At 45.5% G+C, this 18067-nt stretch carries 17 protein-coding genes; 7 read left to right on the forward strand and 10 right to left on the reverse strand.

Annotated elements, in window-relative coordinates; genetic code table 11:
• The first annotated feature begins 6 nt into the window (after positions 1-6).
• The 4 genes from R7M92_RS15950 to R7M92_RS15965 are packed head-to-tail and all read left to right on the forward strand — an operon-like array spanning position 7 to position 3457.
• Entirely contained in the window at positions 7-1818 is a 1812-nt protein-coding gene (locus R7M92_RS15950; RefSeq protein ID WP_318133817.1) for a penicillin-binding protein activator, read from the forward strand.
• On the forward strand, positions 1805-2173 hold the full coding sequence (locus R7M92_RS15955; protein WP_005372903.1) for a YraN family protein: 369 nt from the start codon (positions 1805-1807) through the stop codon (positions 2171-2173). The genes R7M92_RS15950 and R7M92_RS15955 overlap by 14 nt, the downstream gene beginning before the upstream one ends.
• Positions 2174-2176: 3 nt before the next feature.
• Positions 2177-2767, forward strand: a complete 591-nt coding sequence (locus R7M92_RS15960; protein WP_005372901.1) for a phosphoheptose isomerase — start codon at positions 2177-2179, stop codon at positions 2765-2767.
• 21 nt (positions 2768-2788) lie between these two features.
• Positions 2789-3457, forward strand: coding sequence for a BON domain-containing protein (locus tag R7M92_RS15965; protein WP_318133819.1), 669 nt, complete (start codon positions 2789-2791; stop codon positions 3455-3457).
• Positions 3458-3528: 71 nt separating this feature from the next.
• Here R7M92_RS15965 and sspB read toward each other — a convergent pair whose 3' ends face one another.
• The 8 genes from sspB to zapE form a co-directional block, all read right to left on the reverse strand.
• Positions 3529-4014, reverse strand: coding sequence for a ClpXP protease specificity-enhancing factor (gene sspB / locus R7M92_RS15970; protein ID WP_005387408.1), 486 nt, complete (start codon positions 4012-4014; stop codon positions 3529-3531).
• 17 nt (positions 4015-4031) lie between these two features.
• The gene (sspA, locus tag R7M92_RS15975) at positions 4032-4667 is read right to left on the reverse strand and encodes a stringent starvation protein SspA (protein WP_005372897.1); all 636 of its coding nucleotides are present in this window, start codon (positions 4665-4667) and stop codon (positions 4032-4034) included.
• A gap of 96 nt (positions 4668-4763) precedes the next feature.
• A complete protein-coding gene (locus R7M92_RS15980) occupies positions 4764-5501 on the reverse strand; it encodes a cytochrome c1 (RefSeq protein ID WP_005372881.1) in 738 nt (245 codons plus the stop codon).
• Positions 5498-6763 carry a cytochrome b gene (locus R7M92_RS15985; protein WP_005372880.1) on the reverse strand — a complete coding sequence of 422 codons (1266 nt, stop codon included), beginning with the start codon at positions 6761-6763 and terminating at the stop codon, positions 5498-5500. Before R7M92_RS15985 ends, R7M92_RS15980 begins: the two co-directional genes overlap by 4 nt.
• Positions 6763-7353 (reverse strand): ubiquinol-cytochrome c reductase iron-sulfur subunit, encoded by a 591-nt coding sequence (gene petA / locus R7M92_RS15990; protein ID WP_005372877.1) that lies wholly within the window; start codon positions 7351-7353, stop codon positions 6763-6765. Before petA ends, R7M92_RS15985 begins: the two co-directional genes overlap by 1 nt.
• Positions 7354-8046: 693 nt before the next feature.
• Entirely contained in the window at positions 8047-8439 is a 393-nt protein-coding gene (rpsI, locus tag R7M92_RS15995; RefSeq protein WP_005372876.1) for a 30S ribosomal protein S9, read from the reverse strand.
• Positions 8440-8454: 15 nt separating this feature from the next.
• Positions 8455-8883, reverse strand: coding sequence for a 50S ribosomal protein L13 (gene rplM / locus R7M92_RS16000; RefSeq protein WP_005372872.1), 429 nt, complete (start codon positions 8881-8883; stop codon positions 8455-8457).
• Positions 8884-9134: 251 nt separating this feature from the next.
• Positions 9135-10238, reverse strand: coding sequence for a cell division protein ZapE (zapE, locus tag R7M92_RS16005; protein WP_005387411.1), 1104 nt, complete (start codon positions 10236-10238; stop codon positions 9135-9137).
• 195 nt (positions 10239-10433) lie between these two features.
• Between zapE and zapG the strand changes: the two genes are divergently transcribed.
• The 3 genes from zapG (at position 10434) to degS (ending at position 13700) form a co-directional block, all read left to right on the forward strand.
• The gene (zapG, locus tag R7M92_RS16010) at positions 10434-10877 is read left to right on the forward strand and encodes a Z-ring associated protein ZapG (RefSeq protein ID WP_005379861.1); all 444 of its coding nucleotides are present in this window, start codon (positions 10434-10436) and stop codon (positions 10875-10877) included.
• Between the two features lie 200 nt (positions 10878-11077).
• Positions 11078-12445, forward strand: a complete 1368-nt coding sequence (locus tag R7M92_RS16015) for a Do family serine endopeptidase (RefSeq protein WP_025768400.1) — start codon at positions 11078-11080, stop codon at positions 12443-12445.
• Positions 12446-12635: 190 nt separating this feature from the next.
• On the forward strand, positions 12636-13700 hold the full coding sequence (degS, locus tag R7M92_RS16020) for an outer membrane-stress sensor serine endopeptidase DegS (RefSeq protein WP_017633606.1): 1065 nt from the start codon (positions 12636-12638) through the stop codon (positions 13698-13700).
• Between the two features lie 37 nt (positions 13701-13737).
• Here degS and parC read toward each other — a convergent pair whose 3' ends face one another.
• Positions 13738-16023 carry a DNA topoisomerase IV subunit A gene (gene parC / locus R7M92_RS16025; protein WP_017633605.1) on the reverse strand — a complete coding sequence of 762 codons (2286 nt, stop codon included), beginning with the start codon at positions 16021-16023 and terminating at the stop codon, positions 13738-13740.
• 3 nt (positions 16024-16026) lie between these two features.
• A complete protein-coding gene (gene parE, locus R7M92_RS16030) occupies positions 16027-17907 on the reverse strand; it encodes a DNA topoisomerase IV subunit B (protein WP_005387417.1) in 1881 nt (626 codons plus the stop codon).
• Between the last annotated feature and the right edge of the window lie 160 nt (positions 17908-18067).

The raw sequence follows: 18067 nt of genomic DNA on the forward strand, positions 1-18067 counted from the left end.
ACGGCAATGATTAACCATAAGAGACTCAGTGTACCACGCATACTTACTCCTGTTGCACTAGCAATTACGCTCGCCGCCTGTTCTTCAGGTCCAAGACAGCCTGATGGCGTTGATGTAACACTTGAGCCTACTCAGTCTGTTCAGAACTATATGATCCAAGCTGATAGCACGGAAGGCAGTTTACAAAATGACTGGTTGATCATGGCAACCAAAGCCGCGATTCAAGCAAACCAGTTTGATCAAGCAGAAATGTTGATCAAGCGCCTGGCTCGTCAACAGTTAACCGAAGTTCAGCAAGCAGAGTGGCAACTAGCGCGTGCGACCATACAGCAAAAACAGGGTAATTACTCTCAGTTGCTGCAATTGTTGAATTTTAAACCTTGGTGGAAGTTGCCAAATGAGCAATGGAAAGACTATTACTTGATGCGTGCCGACGCTTATCAAGGTCTTAACCAAGCGTTTGAGGCAAACCGCCAACTGGTTGCATTTGGCCAATATGCATCGTCCGCGGAGCAGAGAGATATTTCTAGCCGTATTTGGATGAACTTTGGCAGCTACTCCGAGTACGAACTGACCTCATTAGAAACAGAGCCAAATGAAGATGTTTTAGATGGTTGGCTACAACTCGCTATTTATGCGAAAACGCTGTCGGGCAACTTATCCCAACTAAAAAATACCCTAGAACGCTGGTTAAACGAGAACCCATCTCACCCAGCCGCTATCTACACACCAGAAGAGATTCAAAACATTCTCTCTCTAGACATTGTTAAACCAAACAACACCGCTTTGTTACTGCCGCTTACTGGTAAATTCTCGCCACAAGCGCAATTAATTCGTGATGGTTTTGTGTTTGCGATGATGAATGATCGTAACCGTGATCCAAGCGCTACCCTCACGGTAATAGACACTAATGCGTATAACGCCGACCAAATTAAACAACGTTTGATCAATGAAAACATCGACTTTGTTGTTGGTCCCCTAGAAAAAGAAAACGTTGAGCTATTGCACACAACCATGGATGGCTCAGAAAATGGTCCTACGATTCCAGCCCTTGCGCTAAATATTCCCGAAGATGTGCAACCAGATAGCAATATTTGCTACTTGGCATTATCACCAGAACAAGAAGCCGCACAGGCAGCGAAACACTTGTTCAGCGAAGGCTATAACTTCCCTCTGATTCTGGCACCAAAGGGCAGCTTTGGTGAGCGTGTAACTGAAGCGTTCAACAAAGAATGGCGCAAGTACAGCTCTAATAAAGTCGCAGCAAGTTATTTTGGCGACAAGCGCCAACTTCAAAAAGACATCAATGAAGTATTTGGTCTGCAAGAAAGCAAACAACGTATTGCTCAGATGCAATCACTAATGCGTATCAAGCTTGAAACACAGCCACGTAGCCGTCGTGATGTCGATGCGGTTTATATTGTTGCTAGAAGCACGGAACTGACTTTGATCAAGCCGTTTATTGAGGTAGCGATTAACCCAGACGCCAAAGCACCACAAATTTTCTCTAGCTCGCGTAGCAACAGTGGCGGCGCGACTTACGAAGATCTAACAGGCATCATCTACAGCGATATCCCATTACTGATTGACCCAGACCCTAGCGTGACTGCTGAAATGAACGAGCTGTGGTCAGAGCAATCTAACATGGAAAAACGTTTGAAAGCACTGGGTATGGATGCGTATAAATTGATTGGGGAGCTGCCACAAATGAAGGTCGTTCCGGGCTACTCAGTTGGCGGCCAAACCGGTATTTTAAGTATCGACAATAATTGTGTTGTACAGCGTGAGCTAAGCTGGGCTGAGCGTGGGGCTCTTTAGTAAGCGCCAAATCGGAAATCAATATGAAGCTCTGGCGAAGCAGTATTTACAACGCCAGGGCTTAAACTTTATTGAACAAAATTTTCTGACTAAGGTCGGTGAGATTGATTTAATCTTCCAACAAGGTGAAACTATTGTGTTTGTTGAAGTCAAATACCGTAAGAACAATCACTTTGGCTCGGCAGCAGAAATGGTGACGCACGCTAAAATGCGCAAGCTAGTCAAAACCGCACAAGTTTGGCTTAGCCAACAAAAGCGCTTAAAACACAATATCGATTATCGATTTGATGTCATCGCCATTCATGATAATGGGCGAGATATCAACTGGATAGAAAACGCAATCTCTGAAGGATAAGCGATGCTAGACAGCATTAAAGACAGCTTTACAGAAAGTATTCAAATTCAAATCGCAGCAGCAGAGGCGCTGCCTGATGCCATTACTCATGCAGCTCAAGCGATGGTGTCGAGCCTGCTTAATGGCAATAAAATTTTATGTTGTGGTAATGGCGGCAGTGCTTCAAACGCTCAACAATTTGTTTCTTGTCTTTTAAACCGTTTTGAAACTGAGCGCCCTAGCCTACCAGCAATGGCCTTAACCGCCGATAATACCACCCTAACCGCAGTGGCCAACGATTACCACTACCAGGAAATCTTCTCAAAACAGGTACGAGCGTTTGGTCAACCAGGCGACATTTTGCTTGCCATGTCGACTAGCGGTAACAGTAAAAATATTATCAAAGCGATGGAAGCAGCCGTAACTCGAGACATGACGATTATCGCGCTAACAGGAAAAGATGGCGGAGAGATGGCAGGGCTGCTCGGTGAGAACGACGTCGAAATTCGTATTCCATCACACCGCACTGCACGTATTCACGAAGTACATATGGTAACACTCCATTGTCTTTGTGATCTTATTGACCAGGTGCTTTTCCCTGCTCACGAAGAGTAACCAAGACTGAGAGTCAGAATTATGATACGTAGCCTTGTTATCTTATTAACAGCATTGAGTTTAAGTGGTTGCGCAGGTTTGTTTATCGCAGGTGCAGCAACCACAGCGAATATTGTCACGGACACACGCACGACAAAACAAATCTGGCAGGACAATAACATCGAATTCGAAGTTGCGGCGATCGGCAATAAAGCACCGTTTAAAGGTGAAGTTCGTGTCGTTGCCAGTTCATATAATGGGACTGTAGTCCTTATGGGACAAGCTCCGACACAAGACCTTATCCTTGCTTTAGAGCGAAGGGCTCGAGAAGTTAGTGGTGTAAAAGTCATACACAATCAAATCAAACAAAAAGAGCAACTCACTGTTACCCAGATTAGCAATGACAGCTGGATCACAACCAAAGTAAAGTCAGCTTTGCTTACTGATTCTGAGCTTAATGGTGTTAAGGTTAAAGTGATCACCGAAGATGGCGACGTTTTTCTGTTTGGTTATGTCACGCCAGAGCAAGGCGATCGAGCGACAGAAATCGCGCGTAATATCTCAGGCGTAAAACAAGTCATTAAAGGGTTCCAATACGGCGAAATGGAGCCTGTTGAAGTAGACTTACCGAGTGACGGTGTACAAACAATAGAAAGTGAGGCAAGTACAGAAAGTGAAAAGAACGTCGAAGTCTTTACGATTAGTGAGTAATTTCCAAAGTCTGGCTTGAAATCATCTTCAACAAGTTAAAAAGAAAAAAGCAGCGTAACGCTGCTTTTTTATTATTTAATCACTCTTAAGCTTGGTTTGCCTTTTGGTCGAGGAGCATCGTCCTCTTCGGCATCTGAATCAGAAACTAACTCAGAAGGCTCATCGCTAACCGTTGTGAACGATGGGGATGATTCTTCCTCGGTCATCGCTTCTTCTTCGATGTGAGTGTACGCTTCTTCTGGTTCAAACATAGTACCAGCACCATTCTCACGTGCATAAATAGCTTGAACAGCATACACAGGCACGATCACTGAGTGCGGACGACCGCTAAAGCGAGCATGGAAGGTAATCGCATCATTACCTAACTCAAGATTACCCACTGCACGTGGCGCAATATTCAAAATAATTTGACCATCTTGAATAAATTCAACCGGGACACGCACCCCTGGCATTGTTGCATCCACAACCAAGTGAGGAGTCAAGTCATTGTCTACTAACCAGTCGTAAAATGCGCGAAGCATATACGGGCGGCGAGCAGTCATTTTTGCAATATCCATAACGTGTTTTAAATCGCTTAGCGAACTAGGCGCATTTCACGTTCAGCTTCAGTCAAAGAAGCAAGGAACGAATCACGTTCAAATACGCGGTTCATGTATACCTTGATTTCTTTTGAACCAGGGCCAACAAGATCGATACCAAGTTGAGGCAAACGCCACAATAGTGGAGCTAGGTAACAATCGATCAAGCTGAATTCTTCGCTCATGAAGTACTCATATTCAGCAAAAATTGGCGCTAACGTCAGAAGATCATTACGCAGCTTTGTGCGTGCTTTTTCTGATTCTTCCGCATTACCTTTCATCACTTTTTCAGCGAGTGAATACCAGTTGCGTTCGATACGGTACATCATCAAGCGGCTGTTGCCACGAGCAACAGGGTAAACCGGCATTAGAGGTGGATGAGGGAAGCGCTCGTCCAAGTACTCCATGATGATTTTTGAATCGTAAAGAGCTAGCTCACGGTCAACAAGAGTTGGCACTGATTTATATGGGTTTAGCTCAACAAGCTCAGCAGGAAGGTTTGCTTCGTCAACAAGCTCAACTTCAACACTTACGCCTTTTTCAGCTAGTACAATGCGAACCTGATGGCTATACAAATCTGATGCACTTGAGAAAAGAGTCATCACAGAACGTTTATTGGCAGCTACAGCCATGGAGCCCTCCAGTACACTTACAAATAAAAACAATGGAGGCTAAGCCTCCATTGTACATCAATTAAAATTGGGAATTAGCACGGTATTTTAGCACAATTAATGCACATCGCGCCAATACTCTTTCTTGAGCATCACAACAACGATGGTTAGAAGCACTAAGAAGCCCATTACCCACCAGCCTAGAGCATGACGCTCAAGCTGCACTGGGTCACCTGAATAAACTAAGAAGTTAACGAGATCGCCAACCGCTTTGTCATATTCGCCTTCACTCAGCTCACCCGTGCCATCGGTTTCAGTACCAACAACAACTTGTACTTCTTCGCCATCTACGATTTTCGTATCGTAAATCGGCGTCGGGATGCCCTGTAGCTCTTCAAGCACATGCGGCATACCAACACTCGGGAAGACGATGTTGTTCACGCCGAATGGACGAGATGGATCAACATAGAAAGAGCGTAAGTAAGTGTATAACCAATCAGCACCACGAACTCGTGCAACCAACGTAAGATCTGGTGGTGGAGCACCAAACCAGTTTGCCGCTTGCTTCGGTGGCATAGCATTGACCATTAGATCACCGATTTTCGCTTCAGGATTGAAAATCAGGTTTTCTTTCATTAAGTCTGTTGGAATTTCCAAGTCTGTTGCTACACGCTCGTAACGCTGGTATTGCGTAGAGTGACAAGCAAAACAGTAGTTCATGAACAACTTCGCGCCGTTTTGTAGCGAAGCTTTATCCGTAAGGTCAACATTCGCTTTATCCAGCGGAACATTGGCCCCAGCTGCCATCGCTAGTGATGGCAACATAGCAAATAGAATTACAATCCACTTCTTCATTTGAATGTCACCCTCTCTGGTAATGGTTTGGTTGCTTCATTTTTGCTGTAGAAGAACAGCAACACAAAGAACATGAAGTAACACAAGCTAAAGATCTGAGATAGTAGTGTGTACGTTGGTGTTGCAGGTAACGCACCTAAAATACCCAGAGCGATAAAGGCGATAGTGAACTGTACAATATTCAATAGATGAAGTTTGCTACGGTAACGGTATGAACGAACTTTACAACGATCCAACCAAGGTAGAACAAACAGCACTGCAATTGACGCGCCCATTAGGATAACACCTAATAGTTTGTCTGGAACCGCGCGTAAGATTGCGTAGAACGGCGTGAAGTACCATACCGGAGCAATATGCTCTGGTGTCTTCAGTGGGTTTGCAGCTTCAAAGTTAGGCGGCTCAAGGAAGTACCCACCCATCTCTGGGTTAAAGAACAGCACGTAACAGAAGAAGAACAAGAAACCAGCGACACCAACCAAGTCCTTAACCGTGCCGTACGGATGGAAAGGAATCGAATCAATGATGTCATATTTCTTCGTGTAGTAATCGTGGAACTTGAATTGCGTTTTGTAATCGTCGCCCATTGAGCCTTTTGGCAGCTTAGTTTCGATACCATCCGGGTTGTTTGAGCCTACTTCGTGCAGCGCCAATACGTGCAAAACAACAAGAAGAAGCAAAACGATAGGCAGGGCAATAACGTGTAGTGCGAAGAAACGGTTTAGCGTTGCACCAGAGATGATGTAGTCACCACGAATCCAAAGCGTTAGGTCATCACCGATAACAGGAATAGCACCAAACAGGGAAATGATTACCTGCGCACCCCAGTATGACATCTGACCCCATGGAAGTAGGTAACCCATGAACGCTTCAGCCATGAGAACAAGGAAGATCAACATACCGAAGATCCACAATAGTTCACGAGGTTTTTGGTATGAACCGTAGATCAAACCACGGAACATGTGAAGATACACAACAACGAAAAACGCTGACGCGCCAGTGGAATGCATGTAACGCAGAAGCCAACCGTACTCTACATCACGCATAATGTATTCGATAGACGCAAATGCACCGTCACCTGAAGGAACATAGTTCATCGTTAGCCAAATACCCGTTAGGATTTGGTTAACAAGAACCAGCATCGCCAGAGAACCGAAAAGGTACCAAAAGTTGAAGTTCTTAGGCATTGGGTATTCAGACAAATGCTTTTTATAAGCATTCATTGCAGGAATACGCTTTTCAACCCAATCTAACATTGCTTGCATTATGCATCTCCCTCATCAACACCCACAATGAGCTTGGTATCGCTCAAATACATGTGCTTAGGAACGACAAGGTTCAACGGAGCAGGTACTCCTTGGAACACTCGACCAGCCATGTCGAACTTAGAACCATGACAAGGACAGAAGAAGCCAGATCTTACGCCCTGCACCTGCTCTGAGAAAGAGTCAGGTAGATAGGTTGGTGAACAACCTAAGTGGGTACAGAAACCAACTGCGACGAAAAACTCTTCCTTAATCGAACGAAACTCATTCTGAGCGTACTCAGGCTGCTGCTCCATTTCAGATTGTGGATCGCGAAGCTTATCACCGATCGATTTTAAGTTATCCAGAACGCTTTGAGTGCGGCGAACAATCCATACAGGTTTTCCCTGCCACTCAACACGAACCAGCTGACCTGGTTCAATTTTACTTATATCCACTTCAACCGGTGCGCCCGCCGCTTTGGCTTTAGCACTCGGATTCCATGATTTGATAAAAGGCACGGCGACGGCGACTGCCCCTAACCCACCAACAACTGCCGTTGTAGCGGTTAGAAAACGCCTGCGACCGTTATTTAAAGGCGCGTTGCTCATCCAAACATTCTCCCATTTGCTCCCTTTGGATCGTTATTATTCCGCTTATAAGAGCATGGCTAACAAATAATGAATTTAGTTCTATTTATTGGAGGGAAATGATAAAGAAAACCCTACTTTTTGACAAGATAAAGCTACCTTTTTGTAACATTTGTGAGGCAAATCGCTCGCGTCGTCACAAAAGCGGCAGAATTATAAAAAATTGATGTGATTTGTAACAAGAAAGCACCACATAGAAGCCCCGCTGAAAGCGGATAAAACCTTTTATCTTGGTAGTTTTCAGTTAATTACACAGAGAAATATTTCGTATTACGCGTTCAGCTTACTGTGTTTATATTTTCAATTTTGTAGCACGCAGAATGCTCAAAAAGGAACGTAAGTCATTTTAAAACATGTTACAGGAAGAATAAGATACAAAGACATTCCTGCTGATGAATACATCTATGCTGCATCGCAAGAGAAAGCGTGGTGAGTCGCGATTAAATAAGGCACACATATAAAACGGCACTGACAACCTTTCGACGAAGAGGACGAATAAGAAGGCCTGCTCGGAGTGTGATGATAAGTGAAGGCTGTTCGTTGCTTGAAGACAAGTATGATGTCTTTAAATACAAAAAAGCCCGGCATAGAGCCGAGCTTTTGGTACACAGTTTCCAGAGTAACTCTGAAAGCATAATTCCCGATAAGAGGAAATTAACGCTTAGAGAACTGTGGACGACGACGTGCTTTACGTAGACCAACTTTCTTACGTTCAACGCAACGAGCGTCACGAGTAACGTAGCCAGCTGCGCGTAGAGCAGGACGTAGAGACTCATCGTATTCCATAAGCGCGCGAGTGATACCGTGACGGATAGCACCAGCTTGACCAGAAATACCGCCGCCTTTAACTGTTACGTAAAGGTCTAGCTTTTCAGTTAGTTCAACTAGCTCTAGAGGTTGTTGTACAACCATACGTGCTGTTGGACGACCGAAGTATTCGTCAAGGTTACGCTTGTTTACTACAATGTTACCGCTGCCTGGTTTAATGAAAACACGTGCAGCTGAGCTTTTGCGACGGCCAGTGCCGTAGTATTGATTCTCTGCCATTTTCGAAATCCCCAATTAGATGTCTAGTACTTGTGGTTGTTGAGCAACATGGTTGTGCTCAGCGCCCGCGTAAACTTTTAGCTTACGGTACATAGCACGGCCTAGAGGACCACGTGGAAGCATGCCTTTAACTGCAAGCTCAAGAGCCATCTCAGGTTTACGATCGATCAACTTTTCAAAAGTGATAGATTTTAGACCACCTGGGAATTCAGAGTGACGGTAGTACACTTTGTTCTTAGCTTTGTTACCAGTTACAGCAACTTTCTCAGCGTTGATAACGATGATGTAATCACCAGTGTCAACGTGAGGAGTGTATTCAGCTTTATGTTTGCCACGTAGGCGAGATGCAATTTCACTTGCTAGACGGCCAAGAGTTTTACCTTCAGCGTCTACAACGTACCAGTCGCGTTTTACAGTTTCTGGTTTAGCAACGAAAGTTTTCATGCTAACAATAACCCGTTAATTAAATTTTAAACTTTAAAGGAACACCCAATAGTGCTCCCACACTGTCTAAGAGCCCAGTCATCACCCCTTCGAGTCGTTGGTACTCTCGACCTTCAATTTCGAAATAACTTCGATAATCAGGTCTGCAGTAACGGTGGGTCGCAGGATTATAGAGAAGAGCGAAGAAAAAATCACCTTTTTTTGCGCCAAATCACTAATTTTTTCTTCACTTTTTTAAGAACCCATTGGATCTAGGCCAAATGTTCACGCGCGAGATACTCATGACTTTGCATCTCAGTAAGCCGAGACAAACAGCGCTTAAATTCGAACTCTAACTGCCCGTCAGTATATAAGTCGGCCATTGGCACTTCAGCAGAAATAATCAACTTAACATTGCGCTCGTAAAACTCATCGACTAGCGCGATAAAGCGTCTCGCCGCATCATCTATTTTTCGGTTCATTTGTTGAACATCTGCCAGTAATACAGTGTGGTAAATACGAGACAATTCAATGTAGTCATTTTGACTGCGAGCAGTTTGACACAACTGAGCAAACGACGCATGCAGCACCCCGTCGCTTGCTTCAATCACCGCTAGTTGACGGTGGTTAACTTCGATTTGATGAGCAACAAACTGACGCTCTCCAGTCAGCTGCTGATAATATTTGTTAAGGTTTATGCTAGCCTGCTCATCAAGCGGGTAATGGTATATTTCAGCCTGTTCTAACGTTCTTAAGCGATAATCAACGCCACTATCGACATTCAACACTTCACAACGTGCCAAAATCATATCGATCGCGGGCAAAAAGCGCGCTCTTTGCAAACCGTTACGATATAAGTTCTGCGGCTCGATGTTTGAAGTCGCGACTAGGATCATCTGCCGCTTGAACATTTCTTGAAGTAGCGTTGCAAGGATCATCGCATCAGTAATGTCGGAAACAAAAAATTCATCAAAGCAAACCACATCTGCTTCTTCTTTAAATTTATCCGCCACTTTTGATAGAGGATTTTCGACATCACCTAACAGCTTCAACTCATCATGTACTCGATACATAAATCGATGGAAGTGGACGCGCATTTTTCTTTGGGTCGGTAAAGCATCAAAAAATGCGTCCATAAGGTAGGTTTTACCGCGACCTACCCCACCCCAAAAGTAAAGGCCTTTTGGTGGTTCAGGCTTGTCGATTTTTTTCCCCATTAGCTTTTGCCATTTGGAAAGCTGAGGCACAGGCGCTGACTGAAATTCAACGATAGCATGGTAAAGCTTGTCTAATGCAACGACCGCTTGATACTGAGCTTCATCACGCTGAAACCCGTGTTCTGCTATGTCTTTTTGATATTGTTGTAGTGGTGTCATCGTATTAAGTCGTATAGAGGTATAGAGAAAAGGGTTACCTCGGGGTCAACTTTGAGAATAGAGAGAAGTAGTTATCAGTCCCCGAAGACATACTGCTATTTTTCTTTATCGGCTGTTCAAGCCATAGTAACATGGACGAGCACCGCGTGTAACTAAGTAGTAAAAGACTTGTTAAAACAACTATAAGGAGCAGTTATGCCTTGGATTTATGCCATTGTGGGTTTGCTGGTCGGTACAATCGTAGGCGTAGTCATTAGTAGACTAACCACCCCTGAATACAAGAAACAAAAGTCTGTGCAGAAAGAACTTGAAGCGGCCAAGTTTGAATTAGAGCAACAACGTCAAGAGCTCGTCGATCACTTTGCACAAACCGCAGAAATGTTGGACACCCTAGGTAAAGATTACACCAAGCTATACCAACATATGGCCAAGACCTCTTCTGAGCTTTTGCCAAACTTACCAGAACAAGACAACCCGTTTGATAAGAAAACGGCAATGTCGTCTGAAACCATTGCAGAAGATCAACCAGAGTTTAACGAACAACCAAAAGACTACGCTAATGGCGCCACCGGTCTTTTGAAGGATCAAGAGAAAGAAATCATTAATGCTCCCGAAGCGGTAACCGCAAAAGCATCATAATCCTCTCTTACTTCTATCTAGGGCCGATACATTTGCATCGGCCCTTTTTTGAACTTTTTCCCCTCACCTTCGCTCTAACTTGGATGTGCACTGCCTCCCCTTTTGATTGTCCGAACTAGACCCTATATTAGTTATTAACAAAGTGAACTAACCGTTCGGATATTTCTTTTTGGCAGACATGTTTCAAGAGGAGTTATTGGATGAAAAAACCACTGCTTGCGCTCACCGTTCTATCTCTGAGTTTGGGTTCGATTATTGCCCCAGTTCAAGCCACTGCCGCATTACCTTTGAATGTGGATGGCCAACAGTTACCTAGCTTGGCACCAATGCTTGAGAAGGTGACCCCAGCTGTTGTGAGTATTGCTGTAGAAGGTAAACAAGTACAAACCAGCCGCATTCCCGAGCAATTTCAATTTTTCTTTGGCCCAGACTTTCCTATGGAACAAAGGCGAGAGCGCCCGTTCAGAGGTTTAGGTTCTGGTGTCATTATTGATGCGAAGAAAGGCCATATTGTCACTAACTACCACGTGATCAAGGGGGCAGATGAGATTCGAGTTCGCCTCTTTGACGGGCGCGAGTATGACGCTACGCTCGTTGGCGGTGATGAAATGGCCGATGTTGCGTTACTTAAATTAGAGAAAGCGAAAAACTTAACGCAGATTAAAGTCGCGGATTCCGACAAACTGCGTGTCGGTGACTTTACGGTTGCGATTGGTAACCCATTTGGACTCGGTCAAACTGTGACTTCGGGTATTGTTTCAGCCCTTGGTCGTAGTGGCTTAAACGTTGAAAACTTCGAAAACTTCATCCAAACCGATGCCGCAATTAACAGCGGTAACTCTGGTGGTGCATTGGTCAACCTTAATGGTGAGCTGATCGGTATTAATACTGCGATTTTAGGCCCTAACGGCGGTAATGTGGGTATTGGCTTTGCGATTCCATCAAACATGATGAAAAACCTCACCGATCAAATTCTAGAGTTTGGTGAAGTCAAACGCGGCATGTTGGGTGTGCAAGGTGGCGAAGTAACCTCTGAGCTAGCTGATGCATTGGGTTACGAGTCGAGTAAAGGGGCCTTTATTGGTCAAGTCGTACCGGACAGCGCAGCCGATAAAGCAGGGTTAAAAGCCGGTGACGTAATTGTATCGGTGAACGGCAAAGCGATTAATACTTTCTCAGAGCTCCGCGCAAAAGTGGCAACACTGGGCGCAGGTAAAGAAATCACATTAGGTGTGGTTCGAGATGGTAAGAATAAAACCTTTGATGTAACGCTTGGCGAATCTACGAATATGAAAGCTAAAGCGGAGACATTACATGAGGGACTCAAAGGTGCGGAATTAAGCAATACAACACCAAGTGATGTAATCCAAGGTGTTAAAGTATCGAGCGTTGCAGATAACTCTCCGGCTGCTCAATATCAATTACAACAAGGTGACATTATTATCGGTGTGAACCGTCAACGAGTGAAAAACCTTGCCGAGCTTCGTACAATCGTAGAGAAACACAAAGGTGTACTGGCTCTTAATATTCAACGTGGTGAACGTACTATTTACCTTGTCATTCGTTAACCACTTTCAAAGTGATAGAAAATAAGGTTTTCGATGCATAGTACTGAGTGATAAGGCTCGATCACTTTTCCTTATCGCTCAATAACTAATGAAAAGGGCAGCGCGATGACGTGCTGCCCTTTTGTTATTTTTCAATGTAATGCTATTCTTCATCTTCGATGCCATTTTGGCGCTCACGCATGGAGAGGATATGCTCAGCTTTTTATTACGTTCTGTCTTTTTAGGCTTGGCTACTGCCGCAGTGGTATTACTGGCGGTTCCATCTTTGCGCAACAACGTAATTCCTGCCGCGCTTGATCCTCAACCTGTTAATATCGCATCAGTCGAGTTGACGTTTAATCAAGCGGTCCGAAGAGCAGCGCCTGCAGTGGTAAACATCTACAGCCGTAAGTATGTTGAGAATGATCGCAGTAAACTCTCGACTCAAGGTCTGGGGTCAGGTGTCATTGTTAGTGAGAAAGGCTACATCATTACTAACTATCATGTGGTTGCTCAAGCTGATCAAATTGTTGTGGCATTACAAGACGGCAGAGCCGCAGCGGCTCAGCTCGTAGGGACAGATAAACGTACTGATATAGCCGTGCTGCGTGTCGAAGGTTCGAATTTGCCCGTAATCCCTCTAAACTCTAATTACAAACCACAAGTGGGCGATGTAGTACTAGCCATCGGTAACCCATACAACCTTGGACAAACCACAACGTTCGGCATTATTTCTGCCACAGGTCGTTCATCTATTAGCGATGGTCGTCAAGCATTCATTCAAACCGATGCCGCCATCAATGAAGGTAATTCTGGTGGAGCCCTAGTGAACACACAAGGCGAGCTCGTCGGCATTAACACCGCCTCTTTTCAGCAAGCGACAGACTTAGAAACTTACGGTATTTCTTTTGCGATCCCTGCGCCGCTAGCCAGTAAGATCATGCAGAAAATCATCGCTGATGGCCGCGTGATTCGTGGTTATATTGGAATCGACGGCCAAGACATTAATGCGGTCACTGCTCGCTTACTTGGAAATGAACACATAGGTGGTATTGTCGTACTTGGTATTGATCCAAATGGCCCAGCAAATGCGGCTGGCTTTCAAAAACAAGATATCATTATCAGTATTGATGGCAATAAGGTTCAGGGGCGTCAGAGCGTTATGGATATCGTCACCGATTTACGGCCTGGCACCACCGTGGATGTCGGCATTATTCGCAAAGGAAAAGAGATGACCTTGAAAGTCACCATTGCCGAAGACAAGCAAGAAGCATAAAAAATCCCAGCCATTGGCTGGGATTTTTATTTGTGCGTTACTCGCTATCGCTCGGTGTTTCCGTCGTATCGGAATCATCTAGCTCAACTTCAATGCGAGTGACTCGCTGCAAACCTCTCGGTAATAACCCACCTCGGCGACCACGTTCGCCACGGAAGTTATCAAGGTCAGACGGTTTAAGACCCAACTTTCGCTTACCCGCGTACAGCGTTAACGATGCACCTTTTGGTAAAGACATTAAGTGAGATAGTACTTCTTCTCGCTCTTTTGCTTTAGCAGCAGGAATGTTGATGATCTTATTCCCCTTACCTTTCGCCAGTTGTGGCAAGTCTTTGATTGGGAACAGCAGCATGCGACCTTGGTTAGTGATTGCTAAGATTTCATCAGAGTCTAAATCTTCAATCTCTTTTGGCGTCATTATCTCAGAGTTGGCAGGTAAAGTGACGAGCGCTTTACCACTGCGGTTTTTAGACAGCAAGTCCGCGCCTTTACATACAAAGCCGTAACCTGCATCTGAGCCCACCAGCCACAGCTGATCTTCTTCACTCATGATGACTTGGCGAATACTGCTACCAGCCGTAATATTCAAGCGACCGGTAATCGGCTCACCTTGACTACGAGCAGAAGGCAGTGAGTGCGATTCCAGAGAGTAACTTCGACCGTCACTACCTAGGAATACCGCAGGCTGATTACTCTTACCTCGAGCATGCGCTAAATACTTATCACCCGACTTATAGTTTAAGCCTTCGGCATCCACGTCATGGCCTTTCGCGTGACGAATCCAACCTTTCTCAGAAAGCACAACCGTGATTGGCTCACTTGGTACGAGGTCACGTTCAGTCAGCGCTTTTGCTTCTGCACGCTCAACCATTGGAGAGCGACGGTCATCACCGTATTTCTCTGCATCTGCTTTGATTTCTTTTTTCAGTAGTGTGTTCAGACGACGCTCAGAACCGAGTAGCTGTTCTAGCTTCTCACGCTCTTTCTCTAGCTCGTCTTGCTCACCACGGATCTTCATCTCTTCTAGTTTTGCTAGATGACGAAGTTTGGTATCTAAAATTGCATCCGCTTGGATATCGGTAATACCAAAGCGTTCCATCAGCACCGCTTTTGGATCGTCTTCAGTACGGATGATCTCAATCACTTCATCTAGGTTGAGGTAAGCAACCAACAAACCTTCCAAGATGTGTAGACGAGCCATTACTTTGTCTAGGCGGTGTTGTAGACGACGACGCACAGTCGTACGACGGAACTCGATCCACTCAGATAGAATTTGCACCAGACCTTTAACTTGAGGACGGTTATCCAAACCAATCATGTTCAAGTTAACGCGGTAACTGCGCTCAAGATCCGTTGATGCGAACAAATGGTTCATCAACAAGTCACAATCGACGCGGTTTGACTTAGGCACCACAACAATACGCGTTGGGTTCTCGTGATCCGATTCGTCACGAAGATCGTCAACCATTGGCAGCTTCTTCGCACGCATCTGGTTAGCGATTTGCTCAAGCAGTTTGGCACCCGATACTTGGTGAGGCAAAGAAGTGATAACAATATCAGAACCTTCTTTATGCCAAACCGCGCGCATTTTGATGCTGCCACGACCGTTGCGGTAAATCTTCTCGATATCCGCTTGCGGCGAGATAATTTCTGCTTCTGTTGGGTAATCTGGACCTTTGACATACTGCATCACGTCCGGCAGTTCTGCTTTCGGGTTGTCGATCAAATGAATAGTCGCATCTGCGATTTCACGAACGTTGTGCGGTGGGATGTCTGTTGCCATACCAACGGCAATGCCGGTTACACCGTTGAGCAGGATGTGAGGCAGACGTGCTGGCAACATTTGTGGCTCTTTCATTGTGCCATCAAAGTTAGGTTGCCATTCAACCGTGCCCTGGCCAAGTTCGCCAAGCAATACTTCAGCAAACTTAGACAGTTTTGCTTCGGTATAACGCATTGCCGCAAATGATTTCGGATCATCTGGCGCACCCCAGTTACCTTGACCATCCACTAATGGATAGCGGTAAGAGAATGGCTGAGCCATCAATACCATCGCTTCGTAACACGCTGAATCACCGTGCGGATGGTATTTACCTAGCACGTCACCAACGGTACGTGCAGATTTTTTGTATTTTGCTGATGCAGAGAGACCAAGCTCTGACATCGCATAAATGATGCGTCGTTGAACCGGCTTTAAGCCATCACCAATGTATGGCAAGGCGCGGTCCATGATTACGTACATCGAGTAGTTCAGATAAGCGTCTTCAGTGAACTTGCGCATTGGCAATTGTTCGACGCCATCGTAGGTAATTTCTGTAGACATCCGTTACACCTCTGCCAAGTCGCCGTTGTTTTGTAGCCAAGAACGACGGTCATCTGCACGCTTTTTACCTAGCAGCATGTCCATCATTTCCATGGTCGCCGTAGAGTCGTCAATGGTTAACTGCACTAAGCGACGCGTGTTCGGATCCATGGTGGTTTCACGTAACTGAAGTGGGTTCATCTCACCCAGACCTTTGAATCGTTGCACGTTGATTTTGGCTTTCTTCTTCGACAAGCGCTCTAAAATGCCATCTTTTTCATCATCATCGAGAGCGTAGAACACTTCTTTCCCGCAGTCGATTCGATACAGAGGCGGCATCGCCACATAGATATGACCCGCTTCCACTAGTGCGCGGAAGTGACGAGTAAATAGAGCACAAAGCAGCGTTGCGATGTGAAGACCATCCGAGTCCGCATCGGCAAGGATACAGATCTTACCGTAACGAAGACTCTCGAGGTTGTCGCTATCTGGGTCAATACCCAAAGCAACGGAGATATCGTGTACTTCTTGAGACGCAAGAACTTGATCGGCAGAGACTTCCCAAGTGTTCAAGATCTTACCACGCAGTGGCATCACGGCTTGGAATTCACGGTCACGTGCCTGTTTTGCCGAGCCACCCGCAGAGTCACCCTCCACGAAGAAGATTTCCGTGCGACTTAAGTCCTGTGCAGAACAGTCGGTCAACTTACCTGGCAGTGCCGGGCCAGAAGCCACTTTCTTACGTACGACTTTTTTCGCCGCTCGCATACGACGGTGCGCGTTAGCGATACAGACTTCTGCCAATTGCTCTGCGAGCTGAGGCTTTTCGTTCAACCAAAGGCTGAACGCATCTTTGACTACGCCAGAGACAAATGCCGCGGTTTGACGAGAAGAGAGACGTTCCTTGGTCTGGCCTGCAAATTGCGGGTCTTGAATCTTAACCGACAGCACGTAAGAACAGCGGTCGAAAACGTCATCACCCGTTAGCTTCACACCACGAGGTAATAGATTACGGAACTCACAGAATTCGCGCATCGCTTCCAACAAGCCTTGGCGTAAACCATTAACGTGCGTACCACCTTGAGCGGTTGGGATCAGGTTAACGTAGCTTTCGGTGATCATCTCACCGCCTTCTGGCTGCCAAATTACCGCCCAGTTTGCCGCTTCAGTATCCGCCAAGAACTCACCAGTAAATGGTTCTTCAGGAATAACTGGATAGCCTTTTACACCTTCCGCAAGATAGTCTTTCAAACCATCTTCGTAGTACCACTTATAGTCTTTGCCATTAACTTTGTCGGTTAATGTGATTTCTAAGCCCGGACACAAAACCGCTTTTGCGCGCAGGTTGTTGACTAAGCGCGTCACAGAGAAGTTAGCCGAATCGAAGTACTTCGCATCAGGCCAGAAATGTACGCTGGTACCGCGATTGCGACGACCACATGTGCCAGTTACGGTCAGATCAGACACTTTCTCGCCGTGTTCAAATGCAATTTCATACACTTGACCATCACGACGAACTGTTACTTCAACGCGTTTTGACAACGCGTTTACTACAGATATACCTACCCCGTGCAAACCACCAGAGAATTGGTAGTTTTTGTTAGAGAACTTACCACCCGCATGTAGCTTACATAGAATTAGCTCTACGCCTGATACTTTCTCTTCTGGGTGGATATCAACAGGCATGCCTCGACCATCATCGATCACTTCGAGTGATTGGTCAGCATGTAGGATGACTTGTACTTTTGAGGCATGTCCGGCTAGCGCTTCATCGACACTGTTGTCGATAACTTCTTGGCCCAAATGGTTTGGGCGCGCTGTATCCGTATACATCCCTGGTCGGCGACGCACTGGCTCTAAGCCATTCAGTACTTCAATGGCACCAGCATTATATTGTTCAGTCATAATACGGAATTATTCTCAAAGTTTACTTGTTGCCTGAGTATCACCAATGGGCGTACCCATACTCAGGAAACGAAAAAGCCACCCTGTTCACATCACTAAGAGTTTGTAAACATGATGCATAACAAAGTAGCCAGGGTCCTCGACCCTTAAGATCTTTTGG

The sequence above is a fragment of the Vibrio sp. Vb2880 genome (assembly GCF_033337975.1).
GTDB classification, from domain to species: domain Bacteria; phylum Pseudomonadota; class Gammaproteobacteria; order Enterobacterales; family Vibrionaceae; genus Vibrio; species Vibrio alginolyticus.

What these genes read in the sequence shown, in the direction of transcription:
- R7M92_RS15950 (WP_318133817.1), top strand. Translation starts at nt 7, where the DNA reads ATGATTAACCATAAGAGACTCAGTGTACCACGCATACTTACTCCTGTT.
- R7M92_RS15960 (WP_005372901.1), top strand. Translation starts at nt 2,177, where the DNA reads ATGCTAGACAGCATTAAAGACAGCTTTACAGAAAGTATTCAAATTCAA.
- R7M92_RS15965 (WP_318133819.1), top strand. Translation starts at nt 2,789, where the DNA reads ATGATACGTAGCCTTGTTATCTTATTAACAGCATTGAGTTTAAGTGGT.
- sspB (WP_005387408.1), bottom strand. Translation starts at nt 4,014, where the DNA reads ATGGATATTGCAAAAATGACTGCTCGCCGCCCGTATATGCTTCGCGCA.
- sspA (WP_005372897.1), bottom strand. Translation starts at nt 4,667, where the DNA reads ATGGCTGTAGCTGCCAATAAACGTTCTGTGATGACTCTTTTCTCAAGT.
- R7M92_RS15980 (WP_005372881.1), bottom strand. Translation starts at nt 5,501, where the DNA reads ATGAAGAAGTGGATTGTAATTCTATTTGCTATGTTGCCATCACTAGCG.
- R7M92_RS15985 (WP_005372880.1), bottom strand. Translation starts at nt 6,763, where the DNA reads ATGCAAGCAATGTTAGATTGGGTTGAAAAGCGTATTCCTGCAATGAAT.
- petA (WP_005372877.1), bottom strand. Translation starts at nt 7,353, where the DNA reads ATGAGCAACGCGCCTTTAAATAACGGTCGCAGGCGTTTTCTAACCGCT.
- rpsI (WP_005372876.1), bottom strand. Translation starts at nt 8,439, where the DNA reads ATGGCAGAGAATCAATACTACGGCACTGGCCGTCGCAAAAGCTCAGCT.
- rplM (WP_005372872.1), bottom strand. Translation starts at nt 8,883, where the DNA reads ATGAAAACTTTCGTTGCTAAACCAGAAACTGTAAAACGCGACTGGTAC.
- zapE (WP_005387411.1), bottom strand. Translation starts at nt 10,238, where the DNA reads ATGACACCACTACAACAATATCAAAAAGACATAGCAGAACACGGGTTT.
- zapG (WP_005379861.1), top strand. Translation starts at nt 10,434, where the DNA reads ATGCCTTGGATTTATGCCATTGTGGGTTTGCTGGTCGGTACAATCGTA.
- R7M92_RS16015 (WP_025768400.1), top strand. Translation starts at nt 11,078, where the DNA reads ATGAAAAAACCACTGCTTGCGCTCACCGTTCTATCTCTGAGTTTGGGT.
- degS (WP_017633606.1), top strand. Translation starts at nt 12,636, where the DNA reads ATGCTCAGCTTTTTATTACGTTCTGTCTTTTTAGGCTTGGCTACTGCC.
- parC (WP_017633605.1), bottom strand. Translation starts at nt 16,023, where the DNA reads ATGTCTACAGAAATTACCTACGATGGCGTCGAACAATTGCCAATGCGC.
- parE (WP_005387417.1), bottom strand. Translation starts at nt 17,907, where the DNA reads ATGACTGAACAATATAATGCTGGTGCCATTGAAGTACTGAATGGCTTA.